The sequence below is a fragment of the Streptomyces tailanensis genome, assembly GCF_008386495.1.
Taxonomy (GTDB): domain Bacteria; phylum Actinomycetota; class Actinomycetes; order Streptomycetales; family Streptomycetaceae; genus Streptomyces; species Streptomyces tailanensis.
The window spans coordinates 1-15151 of record NZ_VTHJ01000074.1; the positions used below are offsets into that span (position 1 = coordinate 1).

A 15151-nucleotide genomic window follows, 5' to 3' on the forward strand; every position below is an offset into this window, starting at 1 on the left:
GTCCTGCCCGGCGTTCGCATCGGATACGGGTCGGTCATCGGCGCCGGCAGCGTCGTCAGCCGCAGCATCCCCCCGATGACCGTCGCGGTCGGAACCCCTTGCCGGGTGGTCCGCCCCATCACGGACGAAGACCTCACCACACGTACCGCCGGGCATTAGTGCTGGTGGCGGAGCTTCACGGCCACCAGTACCGTCGCGCGAACTGGACGCCGTTGCCGACTGCGTACGCCTTCGCTCAGATGATGACCGAGCGTCGCGGCAGCGACTTCGACGACTGCTCACCCGCGCCGATAGCACCGGCTTCAAGCCACTGTGCAGCCTGGCCCGCGGCCTGCGGCAGGACTTCGACGCGGTCATCGCCGGCCTGACGCTGGAGTGGAGCTCGGGCAAGGTCGAGGGCAACGTGAACAGGGTGAAACGGATCAAGAGGGACGGGTACGGCCGGGCCGGCTTCGACCTCCTCCGCCGGCAAATCCTCCTCGCGGACTGACCCTGTTGACGCTCCGTGATCGAACCACAAGAAGTGGATCAGAGCCGTATCTACTGGCCGCCGTCACCAGGCGGGTTGGGGGTACAGCGAGGCATACGGGAGCCTCGTCAGTCGGCAGACCCGCCTCGTGGCTGACGGTCGTCGACTGAGGCTCAGACGGATCACACCGTGGCTACGCTCCCTCGATACCCCGCCTCACGAGTTCGTCATCGACGGCGCGAAGCTTCTCGCGCCACTCACGCGCGGTCTTGGAGCTGACGGCTTCGACTCGCTCTACCCGAAGTGCAGGGGCGGCGGCCCGACCTGCGTTCCGCGTAATAGCCCCCAACCCGCTGACCTGCACCTTCAGCCCGGCAGCGACTCCATAACCCGTGAACGGGCTGGTTTTGGACAGCCGTAAGCCGCTCGGCGGCTGGGAAGCCAGAGGCTGGGGTGGGATTCCGGCCGTTCGGGCATCAACAAGTGGAATCTGAGCGGGGGATGGCGGTGTGCCCGCGCCCGCGGCCGTCGGGGAACGGGCGTGCGGTCTGCGGTGAACTGCCTCATTCGATAGGCGTCGGCGACGCACTCGCCGAGGACGGTGACGCTGCTGGGGGCCTGGGGCCGGGCCATGGTGACTGTCTGCCTCTCTCAGGAAGAGCGCGGGTGACGAAGGGTGCCGGGCCGGTGGCCTGATGCAGCCCTTCCACAGGTATTGACATGCCGCTCAAGACGGACGTAACTTCCCTGCCACACGGAAGTAACGCGCGTTATTAAAGCGCGAAACCGGAGGCGGTGTCTCGCCTCCGTCCGGCCGAAGGGAACTGAAAGTGGCCACGAACAAGTCGCAGCGCGTGACCATGAGTGATGTGGCACGTCATGCGGGCGTCTCGCGGACCACGGTCTCCTTCGTCCTCAACGACAAGCCCGGTGTCGCCATCCCCGACGAGACCCGCCGGCGGATCCTGGAGGCGATAGACGAGCTCGGCTACCGGCCCAACGCCGGGGCACGGGCGCTGGCCGCGAACCGCAGCGGGTGGTTCGGGCTGATCACCGAGATCGTGACCGGCCCCTTCGCGGGGGAGGTGATCACGGGTGCGCAGAGCCGTGCCTGGGGTGACCGGAGGTTCCTGCTGATCGCTGCGAGCGAGGGCGACCCCGCCCAGGAGGCCGCCGCGCTCGACCAGATGCTGGAGCACCGGGTGGAAGGGCTGCTGTACGCCACGACCTGGCACCGGGCCGTCAGCCTGCCGAAGGCCGCCCGCGAGGTGCCGACGGTGCTCGTCAACTGCTACGACGCGCAAGGGGAGTTGCCGTGCATCCTGCCCGACGAGGTGTCGGGCGGATACAAGGCGGCCCGCCGGCTCCTGGACGCCGGGCACACCCGCATCGGGCTCATCAACCTCGACCCAGCGATCCCGGCCGCCATCGGCAGGCGCGAGGGGTACGAGCGTGCCCTGCGCGAGGCGGGGATCACCCCCGACCCGTCCCTCGTCATCCCCGGCTGGGCCACCGCAGACGGCGCCTACACCGCGGCCTGCGAACTGCTGGACCGCCCGGCCGGCGACCGGCCGACCGCGCTGTTCTGCGGAAACGACCGGATGGCGATGGGCGCGTACGACGCGATCAAGGAACGTGGGCTGCGCATCCCGCACGACGTGGCCGTGGTGGGGTTCGACAACCAGGAACTCATCGCCGCCTATCTGCGGCCGAAGCTGACGACGCTCGCCCTGCCCTTCGAGGCCATGGGCACCAAGGGCGTCGACATGCTCGCCGCTCTCGCAGCGGGGCAGCCGCTCGACACCCATCGGGTGACGGTCGACTGCCCGCTGCTCGAACGCTCGTCGGTCTGACCGCTAATCAGTCCGCCGAGGAATCCCATCCCGTCTTCGTCCTGTGTGTTGAAGAGAGGAAAAGAGTCTTCATTATGGCACCCTCCCGCATACCTTCACGGCGGCCTCGCGTCGTCCTGAGAGCGGTCACCGCGACCGCCGCCGCGGCCCTGGTCCTGTCCGCCTGTACGGGTGGCGCGGGCACGTCCGGCGCCGGTGACACCTCCGGCAACCAGCTGCTCACCATCCCGCGCGAGGACCTGGCGACGTTCACGCGCAACTTCAACCCGCTCTCCCCGCAGGCCGCCCCCATGACCAAGGAGGCCGTCTACGAGCCGCTGGTCGTGCACAGCATGGCGGACGCCAAGGACACGCCGTGGCTGGCCACCGAGTGGGAGGAGGCGAAGGACGGCAAGTCCCTCACCTTCACGCTGCGCGAGGGCGTCAAGTGGTCGGACGGCAAGCCGCTCGTCGCCGACGACGTCGTCTACACCTTCGAGCTGCGCAAGAAGGTGCTCGGCGGCCTGGAATACCTCGACAAGGTCACCGCGGTCGACGAGCACACGGTGAAGTTCTCCTTCAACAAGGCTTTCTCCCCCGGCTTCTGGGAGATCGCCGGCCAGCAGATCATGCCGAAGCACATCTGGTCCAAGGTCGAGGACCCGGCGAAGTTCACCAACCCGAACCCGGTCGGCACCGGCCCGTACACCGAGATCGAGAAGTTCCAGGCCCAGTCGTACGAGGTGCGCAAGAACCCCGACTACTGGCAGCCGGACAAGCAGCGGATCGCCGGTATCCAGATGCTCGCCTTCTCCGGCAACGACAGCGCCAACCTCGCCTTCACCAACGGCGAGGTGGACTGGACGCAGTCGTTCATCCCGGACATCGAGAAGTCCTTCGTCGCGAAGGACAAGGAGCACAACCACTACTGGTTCCCGCCCGCCGGCGCCATGATCAACTGGCAGCTGAACACCACGAAGGCGCCCTACAGCGACCCGGCCGTGCGCAAGGCGCTCAGCATGGCCGTCGACCGCGACCAGATCACCAAGGTCGCGATGAACGGCTACGCCGAACCCGCCGACTGCACGGGCCTGACCCGCACGTACGACAAGTGGCGCGACACCTCGCTCGCCGACTCGTGCACCTGGACGACGTACGACACCGACGCGGCGGCCAAGGCCCTCGACGCGGCCGGCTACAAGGAGAGCGGCGGCAAGCGGAAGCTGAAGAACGGCAAGGACTTCACGCTCGACATCTCCGTCGGCTCCGCCTCCTCCGACTGGATCTCGGCCGCCAACATCATCAAGCAGAACCTCGCGAAGGTCGGCATCACCGCCACCGTGAAGACACCCGACTGGGCGGCCGTGGTCAGCTCGTACGAGCAGGGCACCTTCGACACCGGCATCGTGTGGAGCAACAACGGCGCCACCCCGTACGAGTACTTCCGCGACATGATGACGAGCGGCATGCTCAAGCCCGTCGGCGAGAAGGCCACCCAGAACTACCACCGTTACGCCGACCCGAAGGCCGACAAGCTCATCGACGCCTTCGCCGCCGCCACGGACGAGAGCACGCAGCGCGAGCAGGTCAACGCGCTGCAGAAGCTGTACGACGAGGACGCGCCCGCGGTGCCCCTGTTCACCGGACCGGAGTTCGGCGCGTACACCGACGCCCGCTTCACCGGCTGGCCGTCGGAGGACAACCCGTACGCCACCCTCGGCAACCGCAACACCAGCACGATCCTCGTGCTCACCTCGCTGAAGCCGGTCAAGAGCTGAGTCATCAGCTGCTTAAAAGCTGACGCGAGTCCGCGCGGACCGGCGGCCGCCCTCCTCCCCGACTCGGACGGCCGCCCCCCGGCGCATCGCATCCCCGTTCATCCCCCACCGACAGGGAGCACGAGCAGTGCGTCTCATCCTGCGCAACCTGGGGTTCTATCTACTCGCCTTCTGGGCCTCCATCACCCTCAACTTCCTGCTTCCGCGCTTCATGCCGGGCGACCCGGTCTCCCGGATGTTCGCGCAGCAGGCGGGCGGGATGCAGCCCGAGCAGATAGCCCAGTTGCGGAAACTCTTCGGCCTCGACGACCGCCCCCTGTGGGAGCAGTACGTCTCCTACGTCAAGAGCGTCTTCACCGGCGACCTCGGCATCTCCATCTCCCGCTTCCCGACCCCGGTCACCGAGGTGATCGGCTCGCAGATCGGCTGGACGCTGCTGCTCGGCGGTACCGCCCTCGTCGTCGCGGCCGTCGTCGGCAACCTGCTCGGCATCGTGGCCGCCTGGCGACGCGGCGGCATGCTCGACTCCGCCTTCCCGCCCCTGCTGATCTTCGTCGGCTCGTTCCCGTACTTCTGGCTGGCGATGGGCGCGCTGTACCTGTTCGGGGTGAGCCTGGGCTGGTTCCCGCTGCGGCACGCCTACGACGCGGGCCTGACGCCCGGCCTCAACGCCGAGTTCGTCGCGAACGCCGGCACCCACCTGGTGCTCCCGGCGCTCACCGTCGTCGCCGTCACCGTCGGCAGCTGGATGCTCGGTATGCGCAACACCATGATCGCCACGGCGGCCGAGGACTACATCACGATGGCCGAGGCGAAGGGCCTGAGCCCTTCGCGGATCATGTTCCGCTACGCCGCCCGCAACGCGCTGCTCCCCTCCGTCACCAACTTCGGCATGGGCCTCGGCTTCGTCGTCGGCGGCGCCCTGCTCACCGAGGTCGTGTTCGCGTACCCGGGTATTGGCTTCCAGCTCCTTGCCGCAGTGCAGGGCCTCGACTACCCGCTGATGCAGGGCATCTTCCTCACCATCACGGCGGCCGTGCTCCTGGCGAACTTCCTGGTCGACATCGTCTACGTCCGCCTCGACCCGCGCGTGCGCGTCCGCTGAAGGGAGCCGTTGAGACATGACCGCCGTAGACATCGCCGGTACGGTCACCCCCACCGTCCCCGTGCGCGCAGCTGGGCGCCGACAGGGACTTCTGGGCCGGCTCCTCGGCAGCAAGAAGGCACTGTCGGGACTGTGCCTGCTCGCCGTCTTCGCAACGCTGGCGCTGCTCGCGCCCGTCCTCGCCCCCGGCGACCCGTCCCTGATCAACTCCACCGGCAGCCAGGCCCCTTCGGGGGAGCACTGGCTCGGTACGACCACCAAGGGGCAGGACGTCCTCGCGCTCACCCTGTGGGGCGCGCGCTCCTCGATGTTCGTCGGGTTCACCGTCGGGCTCGTGGCCACCGGCGTCGCCATCCTGGTGGGCCTAGCCTCCGCCTACTTCGGGCGGCTGGTGGACGACGCGCTCACCCTGGTGACGAACGTCTTCCTGCTGCTGCCGGGCCTGCCGCTGCTGGTAATCCTGGCCGCCTTCCTGCCGCCGGGCACCTCCACGGTCGTCCTGGTGCTGGTGGTCACCGGCTGGGCGGGCTCCGCCCGGGTGCTGCGCGCCCAAGCCAGGTCGATCCGCGGCAAGGACTTCGTGGCCGCGGCGGTCGTCACCGGGGAGCGGCCGCTGCGGATCATGTTCCGGGAGATCCTGCCCAACATGGCGTCCGTGGTGATGACCACGCTGCTGGGCTGTGTCGTCTTCGGCATCACGTCCCAGGCGGCACTGGAGTTCCTCGGCCTCGGTGACAGCAGTGTCGTCAGCTGGGGCACCAACCTGTACTGGGCCAGCAGCGACGGCGCGCTGATGACCGGCGCCTGGTGGGCCTTCGTCCCCTCCGGCCTGTGCATCGCGCTCGTCGCCTTCGCGCTCGCACTGGTCAACTACGCGGTCGACGAGATCACCAACCCGAGGCTGCGCTCCGTGAAGCGGCCTCGGTCCGAGAAGAGCGCGAAAGGGAGGGGCTGAGCCATGGACCCCGTACTTGAACTGCGTGACCTCCGGGTCGAGTACCGCAGCGACGGCCGTACGGTCGTCGGGGCGGACAACGTGTCGTTCGAGATCGGCGCGGGTGAGATCTTCGGCCTCGCCGGCGAGTCCGGCTGCGGCAAGTCGACCATCGCCAACGCGGTGATGCGGCTGCTGAAGCCCCCGGCGGAGATCACCGCCGGCAGCATCCGCTTCCAGGGCCGGGACGTCCTCGCCTTGGACGCACGTGAGCTGCGGGCCTTCCGGTGGCGGGAGATCGCCATGGTCTTCCAGTCGGCGATGAACTCCCTCAACCCCGTCCTCACCATCGGCGAGCAGATCGTCGACATCTTCACCACGCACGAGCGGATGAAGAAGCGGGTGGCGCGGGAACGGGCGGGCGAGCTGCTGGAGCTGGTGGGCATCGATCCGGGGCGGCTGAAGGCGTACCCGCACCAGCTCTCCGGCGGTATGCGCCAGCGCGTGGTCATCGCCATGGCCGTCGCACTGAAGCCCAGGCTGCTGATCATGGACGAGCCGACGACCGCGCTCGACGTGGTCGTGCAGCAGGAGATCATGGCGCAGATCCGCGACCTCCAGCGGGAGCTGGGCTTCTCCATCCTCTTCATCACCCACGACATGTCCCTGATGGTCGAGCTGTCGGACCGCATGGGTGTGATGTACGGCGGACGGATCGTCGAACTCGCCGACGCCAAGGACCTGTTCGCGAAGCCGCTCCATCCGTACACCGAGGCGCTGATGAACGCCTTCCCACCGCTGACCGGCCCGCGCCGCGAGCTCACCGGCCTCTTCGACGCCCCGCGCACCGCCGACAGCTGCGGCTTCCACGTCCGCTGTCCCGAGGACCGCTCGGACTGCTCCATTAACATCCCCGACCTGCGCGAGGTCGCGCCCGGCCGCTGGGTGGCCCGCAGCCTCGAAGGAGCCCCGCGATGACTGAGCCACTGCTCTCCGTACGCGGCCTGACCAAGGACTTCCAGGTCGGCACCTTCTTCTCACGGCGCCGCGTCCGTGCCGTGAACGACGTGTCCTTCGACCTGCCGGCCGGCCGGATCACCGCCCTGGTCGGTGAGTCCGGCAGCGGCAAGTCCACCATCGCCCGCTGCCTGGCCCGCCTCGAACAGCCCTCCGTCGGACAGGTCCTGCTCGACGGCGAGGACGTCCTGCGCACCGAGCGGCACCGGGCGTCACGGGCCTACCGCAGCAAGGTCCAGATGGTCTTCCAGGACCCCTTCGGCTCGCTCAACCCCGTCCACCGCATCGAGCACTTCCTCACCCGCGCCCTCGTCCTGCACGGCCACCCCGCCACCCGCGAGACGCTGTGCGAGCTGATGACGACGGTCGGCCTGACCGAGGACATGCTCCAGTCCTACCCGCACGAACTCTCCGGCGGCCAGCGCCAGCGCGTCGCCATCGCCCGCGCGCTGGCGGTGGAACCGCGCCTGATCCTGGCCGACGAACCGACGTCAATGCTGGACGTCTCCGTGCGCGTCGGCGTGCTCAACCTGATGCGGCGCCTGCGCGACGAGCGGGACATCGCCATGCTCTACATCACCCACGACCTGGGTTCCGCCCGTTATCTCGCGGACACCACGATGGTCATGTTCGCCGGCGAACTCGTCGAGGGCGGCGACGCGTTGGCGGTGATGGACGCCCCGGCGCACCCATATACACGGCTGTTGCTGTCCGCCGTACCCGACCCGGAACGGGCCGGGAGCTACGACCCGGTCGAGCGCGCCCGGCTGCGCGAGGCGATCCTCAACCCCACGTCTTGCCCGTACGGCGACGACGGCACGTGCAGCCGCACGGCGGCCGTCCGCCACGTTGTCGGCGAGGACGACGGGCAGCCCCACTGGGTGCGCTGCCACCTGCGCGCACCCGCCTCCGACATCGCCCGCCGCGTCCTCAAGGTCACCGATCGGCCGGACGGCGAGGCCGCCGACGACACCGACGCAACTGAGAAAGCGGAGACCACCGCCGCATGACCCACGACCTCACCCTCCCCTCCGGCACCGATGTCGCCGAGGGGCTGGCCGAGCGCGCTCTGCGCGACCCCCACCGCCCCCGCTTCCACTTCACCTCGCCCGGCGGCTGGCTCAACGACCCCAACGGGCTGACTCACTGGAACGGCGTCTACCACCTCTTCTACCAGTACAACCCGCTCGCCCCCGCCCACCACCGCATCCACTGGGGCCACGCCACCAGCACCGACCTCATCCACTGGATCGACGAGCCGGTCGCCCTCGTCCCCGGCACAACCGGCCCCGACCGCGACGGCTGCTGGTCCGGAGTCCTAGTCGACGACGGCGGAGTGCCCACGCTCGTCTACTCGGGCAGGCACGGAGACCGCGAACTCCCGTGCGTGGCAAAGGGATCGGCGGATCTGAGATACTGGACCAAGGACCGGGCCAACCCGGTCATCACCGCCCCGCCCGAGGGCGTCGACACCACCGCCTTCCGCGACCACTGCGTATGGCGGGAAGGCGGAATGTGGCGCCAGCTGGTGGGGTCGGGCATCCGGGGCGTCGGCGGGACGGCCTTCCTGTACGAGTCGGACGACCTGCGCACCTGGCGCTACGTCGGCCCCCTGCTGACCGGCGACGCCTTCCAGAACCAGGGCGAACTCGACTGGACCGGCACGATGTGGGAGTGCGTCGACCTGTTCGGCATCGGCGACGGCACCGACGTCCTGGTCTTCTCCGCCTGGGACGAGGGCATCACCCACCACCCCCTGTACTGGACCGGCCGCTACCAGGGCGACACTTTCACCCCGACCGCCCTCCACCGCCTCGACTACGGCGGCCGCTACTTCTACGCCCCCCAGTCCACCCGCGACGAGCACGGCCGCCGCATCATGTTCGGCTGGCTCCAGGAAGGCCGCACGGACGAGGCGAACGCACAGACCGGCTGGTGCGGTGTGATGTCCGTGCCGAGGGTCGTCACGCTCAGCGCGGACGGCAGCCTGCACCAGGCCCCGGCGCCTGAACTGACCGTGCTGCGCCGGGAGCACGTAGAGGTGACGCCGGGCCCGCTGACCGCCCCGTACTCCCAGCTGCACGCCGTGCGCGGGGACCAGCTGGACATCGAGACGACCCTGCTTCTCGCCCCCGGAGCCACCGCGCAACTCGTGCTCCGCGAGACACCGGACGCCGTGGAGCGCACGGTCGTGGAGGTCAGCAGGGAGCACGACGGAACGGGCGGCACCCTCCGCCTGCACCGCGAGGCCGGCAGCCTCGACCCGACGGTCGACACCGAACCCCGGTACGGCGAGCTGCCGATGGACCCCGACGGCCGAGTCGACCTGCGCATCCTCGTCGACCGCTCCGCACTGGAGATCTTCGCGAACGGCCGCCCGCTGGCCGCCCGCATCTACCCCGCCCGCCCCGGGGAGGCCGTAGGCGTCGGTATCGGTGCCCACGGTGACGTGACCCTGGAGCGGTTCGACGCCTGGCAGATGGCGTCGGCCTTCACCGACGGACCCCGGCCGCTGTGGCCGTGACCGTCTTACACACGACCACGGCCCCGGGGGTGGACGTCCCCCGGGGCCGTGGCCCACCCATCCCCGCTCTTCCTCAGGAGCCGCCATGAGCGTGTCCCGCCGTACCCTCCTGCTCGCAGGAGGCACCGCCGCCACCTCGCTGCCTCTCGGAGGCATCATGCCCGCAGCCCAGGCCGCGACTCCGGGTGCCGCCGGAGCAACCCCCGATCCCACGCCGATACCGGACCCTCTCCCCGTCACCGGCACCTGGACCCGTACCTCCGACGGCGGTCAGAAGGCGACCGCCGGCGGTCGCGAGCCTGCCCTCGCCCTGTCCGAGCAGCAGCTCGCGGCCAAGGGTACGTACGCGGCCCGTATCACTGCCCAATCCGCCTCCTCCGTGGGTGCGTTGGTGTTCCGGGCCGCTCTGGACGGTTCGACCGGATACGCGGTCGCCCTCGACCCGGGCCGGGCCCGCATACGCCTCTACGACCTGGCCGGCGGCGACACCCTCGCCACCGCACCACTGCCGGGCGCACAGACCGGAACGCCATTCGCCCTCGAAGTGACCGTGGACGGCCCTGAGTTGACGGTCCACGTCGACGGCAAGCGGCTCCTCCGCACCGAGGACCACCGCCACGACACCGGCTCAGTGGGCCTGCTCGCCCAGGGTGGCAAGGTCACGTTCGGCCCGCCCTCCTTCTCCTCAGTCACCACCAACCTCACCGGCTGGACCACGAGCGGCGGCACCTGGACGGCGACCCCGCTCGGCTGGCGCGCGGCCCCGCCCCAGGGAGCCATCGCCCGTGCCGTCGCCACGCCCAACGCCTACGACACCGCGTTCCAGACCGACCTGCTCCTCCACGACGCCTCCGCGGTCGCCTCGCTCCTGGTGCGCACCGACGCCAAGGCCACGCGCGGCTACGGTGTCCAAGTCGACCCGGGCCAGGGCCAGTTGAGGCTGTACCGCATTGACGGGGACGTCACCCTCGGCACGTACGAGACGACCATCAAGGCCAACACGGTCTATCGTCTCCGCGTCGAAGCCGAGGGCGACGAACTGCGCGTGCACTGGCAGACCAACTTCCTCTCACCCGACGGCTACACGCCCGTCCTCACCGCCGAGGAATCAACCCACACGAAGGGCAGGCTCGCCGTCACGGCATCGGCCGGCGCGGTGTCCTTCGAGAACATCGCCGCCGCTGACCTCGTCACCGGCCTCCAGGGCTGGACGGCCCGCTCCGGAACCTGGACCCCCGACCTGCGCGGCATCCGCGGCGAGAGCGGCCTTCGCACGGCCCCCTTCACTCACGGCGACCTGGTGGCGAGGGCCGACATCACACCCGCCGGCCGCTCCTCCTCGGCCGGCCTCGTCCTGCGCGCGTCCGCGAACGGCTCCGGCGGCTACGAAGCCCGCCTGGAAGCGGGCCGCAACGCCATCGTCCTGCTGGACCGCTCCTCCGGAACCCGCCTCGCCTCCGCCTCCGGCCCGGTCCGGCGCATCACCTCCGGCGGCACGTACCGCGTCGAGGCCCGCGCGACGGGCAGGACGATCGACGTGTACGTGGACGGCGTACGGGCCCTGAGAGCCCGCGTGTCCCGCACCGAGGGCGGAGCGGTCGGCACCACAGCCGCGCACGGCACGTCGTACTTCCAGAACGTCGAAGTCCACAGCACGGCGGACTACTTCACCGAGCCGTACCGCCCCACGCACCACTACTCCCAGCTCACCGGCTCCACCAGCGACCCCTGCGGCCTGCTGTACCACGACGGCGAGTACCACCTCTTCCACCAGGACGAAGGCCGCTGGGCGCACGCCGTCAGTACCGACCTGATCCACTGGCAGCCCCTGCCGATCGCCCTTCCCTGGAACGAATACGGCCACTGCTGGACCGGCTGCGCGGTCGTCGACACCGACGACACCTCCGGCCTCTTCGACGGCGGCTCGGGCCTGATCGCGTACTACACGAGCTACCACCCGGACAAGCCGGGCGGAAACGCGAGCGTGCGCATCGCGTACAGCAAGGACAACGGCCGCTCATGGCGGCTGCACGGCGATTCGACCCCGGCCGTGCAGAACCCGGGCGGCCCCGACGCCGGCTGGACCTTCCGCGACCCGAAGGTGATCCGCGACGAGGCCCACGACCAGTGGCTGATGGTCGTCTCCGGCGGCGACCACATCCGCTTCTTCACCTCCACCGACCTCCTCACCTGGACCCACGTCAGCTCCTTCGGCTACGGAGACTGGGGCACCCCGGGCGTCTGGGAATGCCCCGACTTCTTCCCGCTCCCCGTCGACGGCGACGAGGACAAGGTGAAGTGGGTCCTCACCCTGAGCACGGGAGCCGTACGCGCCACGAACGGCTCGGCCGCCCAGTACTTCACGGGCGAGTGGAACGGCACCGGCTTCACCCCCGACCAGAAGGCCGGCACGGTCCTGCGCGCCGACTCCGGCCGCGACTACTACGCCGCCATGTCCTTCTACGGCCTGCCCGACGACCGCCGAGTCTGGCTCGGCTGGATGAGCAACTGGGACTACCCCTTCAGCGCCCCGACCGGCGCCTGGAAGGGTCAACTGAGCACGCCACGCGAACTGACCCTCTCGGACACCTCCGACGGCGTACGTCTGGTGCAGCGCCCGGTCCGCGAACTGGCCGCCCTGCGCACCGCCACCACAACCCGCAAGAACCTCTCCGTGGGCCCCGACTCCGAGAACCCACTCACACGTGTCACGGGCATCGCCTACGAGATCGAGGCCGAAGTCACCCTAGGCACCGCCACGGAGATCGGCTTCCGCCTCCGGAACGACGACGACCAACGGACAACGGTCGGATACGACGCGGAGGCACAGGAACTCTTCGTGGACCGCTCGGCCTCGGGCCTGAGCAACTTCACCCAGTACTTCGCGGGCCGCACCACCGCCCCGATGAAGGCGACCGACGGACGCGTCACCCTGCGGGTGTACGTCGACTCGTCATCGGTCGAGGCATTCGGCGCGGACGGACAGGCAGCCGTGACCAGCCTGATCTTCCCCACGCCGGACGCCGACGGCATGGCCTTCTACGCCAAGGGCGGCACCGCACACATCGAGTCACTCAAGGTGCACGAGCTGAACAGCACCTATCGCCTGGTGGACCGCGTGAAGCCGTTGCCGGCCGCCCCGACCGGCGGCGAATTCCGCTCGGACCTCGGCAAGCTGACCATCACCCCCGCCGGCCGCTGGTCGACGGACAGCGCGGGCCGCGCCGCAACCTTCGACAAGGACTCCAACGCCATCTCGGCCCGCACGGCGACCGACCTGGACCTCACCACCCTGGTCCGACTCGGAGGCCCCGACCCGGACACCGGCGGCGCCCTCTCCCTCCTCTGGCGCGCCTCCTCCGACGGCGCCGACGCCTACTGCCTCAACATCGACCCCGACCTACGCGTGATCCGCCTGGTCGCCAAGACCGACGGCTACTTCGACGACGCCAAAGCCCTCGCCCGCGTCCCAGCCCTGGTCCGCCGCGGCACGACCTACCCCGTCCGCATCCTCACAGAGGGCGACCGCATCCAGGTATTCCTCAACGGCACGCGGATCATCGACGTGACGGACACGACCTACACGAGCGGCCACATCGGCCTCAACGTGTTCGGGGGGAGGGCGGCATACCAGAACACGTACGCCCGGGAGCTGTGACCGCCGGCCAGACCGACCGATGACGATGACCGTAGCGGCTCCGCCACCCAGGCGACCGGGACGGAGCCGCTACGGAGTGAATCGAAAGAACTCACTGTCTATTGTGAAGCCGTGATCGACACATACACACTTCTCGATCGTCTGCCCACCCCGGCCGAGCACCGCCGGATCGCCGAAGCGGTCGGCTGGAGCAACGCATTCGACTGGGGCACTGTGCCCGCGTCCCTGGCCGGATCCCTGACCGGTGTTGTCGCCGTGGAGGGCGAGGACGTCATCGGTATGGGCCGTCTCGTCGGGGACGGTGTCAAGTACTTCTACGTCCAGGACCTCGCCGTGCTGCCCGCCTACCAGGGAGCCGGAATAGGAACGGCTCTGTTGCGCCGACTGCTCGACCATGCGGCAGGCACCGCACCGTCCACGGCGTTCGTCGGATTGTTCGCCACAGACGGTGCCGTGCCCCTGTACCAGCGACATGGCTTCACACGTGGCGACATGAGTGGCATGTTCCGTCTGGTCACGCCGGTCGAGGACTGAAGCCATCAGCGATGGCCGTCCAGCCCTCGCGAACTGCGGCTTTGCGTGCGCGACTTCGCACCCACAGGGCCCATTGGTGACGCAGGTCACGCAAAAAGCGTCTCGCGATTCGAGACGATTGGGGGTCGAGTCGTCCAAAGCGGCAGTCGGGGGCTCCTGGGGTGGCCGCTTGACCTCGACTTAGGGCACGCGGAGGGCGCGCAGCCCCCAAATTGGCCTGGACGACAAACAGCTTGGGAAGCGACGGCGCTTGGGCGGGTCGTATGGCTCTGACGTGCGCAGATGGCTTGTGCTCGGGTGGTCGTGCGGGTCGGATCGCACCGCTGCTGACCGTGGTTGTCCGCTCTTACGGGCACGCTGTGGGCACAGAGCGCGAAGACCGGTGGGCAGAGCGCGTGCACGAACGGGCACTGTGTTCGGCCGGGCTCGGTCGGACATCCAGTTGGGGAACGCCTTCGCGCGTGCACAGAACTTGGGTGAAGCCTGCTTTGCGTTACAAGGCCGATGGTCACGGCTTCCTGGGAACGGCCGGTAAGGCCCTCCTGGACCTGCCAGGCACGGTCGTCAACCGGCACCCAGCCGAAGAGCAGGCGCATGTCCTCGATGCCTTGCGCGCGATCACAACAGCCCGAGGTCCCGGGCACGGAGCGCCGCCTGGGTGCGGTCGCGCAGGGCGAGGCGGCCCAGGATGCGGGAGACGTGGTTCTTGACCGTGCCCTCGCTGAGGTACAGCCGTGCGGCGATCTCCCGGTTGGTGTGCCCGTGTGCCACGAGCCGCAGGATGTCCGTCTCGCGCGGGCTGAGGGAGACCGCAGGAGCCTTGGCAGCGGGGCCGGAATGCGGCAGGAAGGCGGTCAGGTGGCGGGCGACGGACGAGTCGAGCTGGGTGACGCCCGCGTGCGCCAGACGGACCGCGTGTGCGAGTTCCTCGGCCGGCAGATCCTTGAGGAGATAGCCGTGCGCTCCGGCCCGCAGTGCCTGCACGACGTACTCCTCGTCATCGAACGTCGTCAGCATCACCACCCGGCACTCCGGCGCCCGGTCACGCAGGACGGCGACCGCCTCGACACCGTCCATCTCCGGCATCCGGACGTCCATGAGCACGACGTCCGGCCCCAGTTCCAGACTCTTCGCCACGGCGTCCCGGCCGTCCAAGGCGGTGCCGACGACCTCGATGCCCGGCCGGATGGAAAGCAGGGAGGCGATGCCGTCCCGGATGAGCCGCTGGTCGTCCACCACCAGCACCCGCACGGACGGCGTCTGCTCCGGCTCCTCATTGTTCATGTCACTGCCTCCCCGT

11 protein-coding genes and 2 pseudogenes are annotated in these 15151 nt (G+C 69.3%); 11 read left to right on the plus strand and 2 right to left on the minus strand.

From position 1 onward, the window contains the following. The 11 genes and pseudogenes from F3T56_RS48755 to F3T56_RS39200 all read left to right on the plus strand — a co-directional run. Positions 1-159: pseudogene (locus F3T56_RS48755) on the plus strand (sugar O-acetyltransferase); the annotation flags it as partial. Positions 160-202: 43 nt separating this feature from the next. Beyond that, positions 203-490, plus strand: a complete 288-nt coding sequence (locus F3T56_RS48760; RefSeq protein ID WP_246204314.1) for a transposase — start codon at positions 203-205, stop codon at positions 488-490. 809 nt (positions 491-1299) lie between these two features. Continuing rightward, positions 1300-2322, plus strand: a complete 1023-nt coding sequence (locus tag F3T56_RS39160) for a LacI family DNA-binding transcriptional regulator (protein ID WP_149830238.1) — start codon at positions 1300-1302, stop codon at positions 2320-2322. Between the two features lie 74 nt (positions 2323-2396). Then, positions 2397-4079: an ABC transporter substrate-binding protein gene (locus F3T56_RS39165; protein ID WP_149830239.1), complete on the plus strand. Its 1683-nt coding sequence runs from the start codon at positions 2397-2399 to the stop codon at positions 4077-4079. Positions 4080-4206: 127 nt separating this feature from the next. Next, the gene (locus tag F3T56_RS39170; protein WP_149830240.1) at positions 4207-5184 is read left to right on the plus strand and encodes an ABC transporter permease; all 978 of its coding nucleotides are present in this window, start codon (positions 4207-4209) and stop codon (positions 5182-5184) included. 16 nt (positions 5185-5200) lie between these two features. After that, positions 5201-6139, plus strand: coding sequence for an ABC transporter permease (locus F3T56_RS39175; RefSeq protein WP_149830241.1), 939 nt, complete (start codon positions 5201-5203; stop codon positions 6137-6139). Positions 6140-6142: 3 nt separating this feature from the next. Continuing rightward, positions 6143-7096: an ABC transporter ATP-binding protein gene (locus F3T56_RS39180; protein WP_149830242.1), complete on the plus strand. Its 954-nt coding sequence runs from the start codon at positions 6143-6145 to the stop codon at positions 7094-7096. After that, on the plus strand, positions 7093-8145 hold the full coding sequence (locus F3T56_RS39185) for an ATP-binding cassette domain-containing protein (protein WP_149830243.1): 1053 nt from the start codon (positions 7093-7095) through the stop codon (positions 8143-8145). The genes F3T56_RS39180 and F3T56_RS39185 overlap by 4 nt, the downstream gene beginning before the upstream one ends. Next, entirely contained in the window at positions 8142-9659 is a 1518-nt protein-coding gene (locus F3T56_RS39190) for a glycoside hydrolase family 32 protein (RefSeq protein ID WP_149830244.1), read from the plus strand. Before F3T56_RS39185 ends, F3T56_RS39190 begins: the two co-directional genes overlap by 4 nt. Positions 9660-9744: 85 nt before the next feature. Next, positions 9745-13317, plus strand: a complete 3573-nt coding sequence (locus F3T56_RS39195) for a glycoside hydrolase family 32 protein (RefSeq protein ID WP_149830245.1) — start codon at positions 9745-9747, stop codon at positions 13315-13317. Positions 13318-13428: 111 nt separating this feature from the next. Further along, a complete protein-coding gene (locus F3T56_RS39200) occupies positions 13429-13851 on the plus strand; it encodes a GNAT family N-acetyltransferase (protein ID WP_149830246.1) in 423 nt (140 codons plus the stop codon). A gap of 518 nt (positions 13852-14369) precedes the next feature. Here the strand turns inward: F3T56_RS39200 and F3T56_RS48765 are convergent. Then, positions 14370-14471, minus strand: a pseudogene (locus tag F3T56_RS48765) (PIN domain nuclease); the annotation flags it as partial. Continuing rightward, on the minus strand, positions 14470-15135 hold the full coding sequence (locus F3T56_RS39210) for a response regulator (RefSeq protein ID WP_149830247.1): 666 nt from the start codon (positions 15133-15135) through the stop codon (positions 14470-14472). The gene F3T56_RS39210 and the pseudogene F3T56_RS48765, both read right to left, overlap by 2 nt. Positions 15136-15151: the final 16 nt, after the last annotated feature.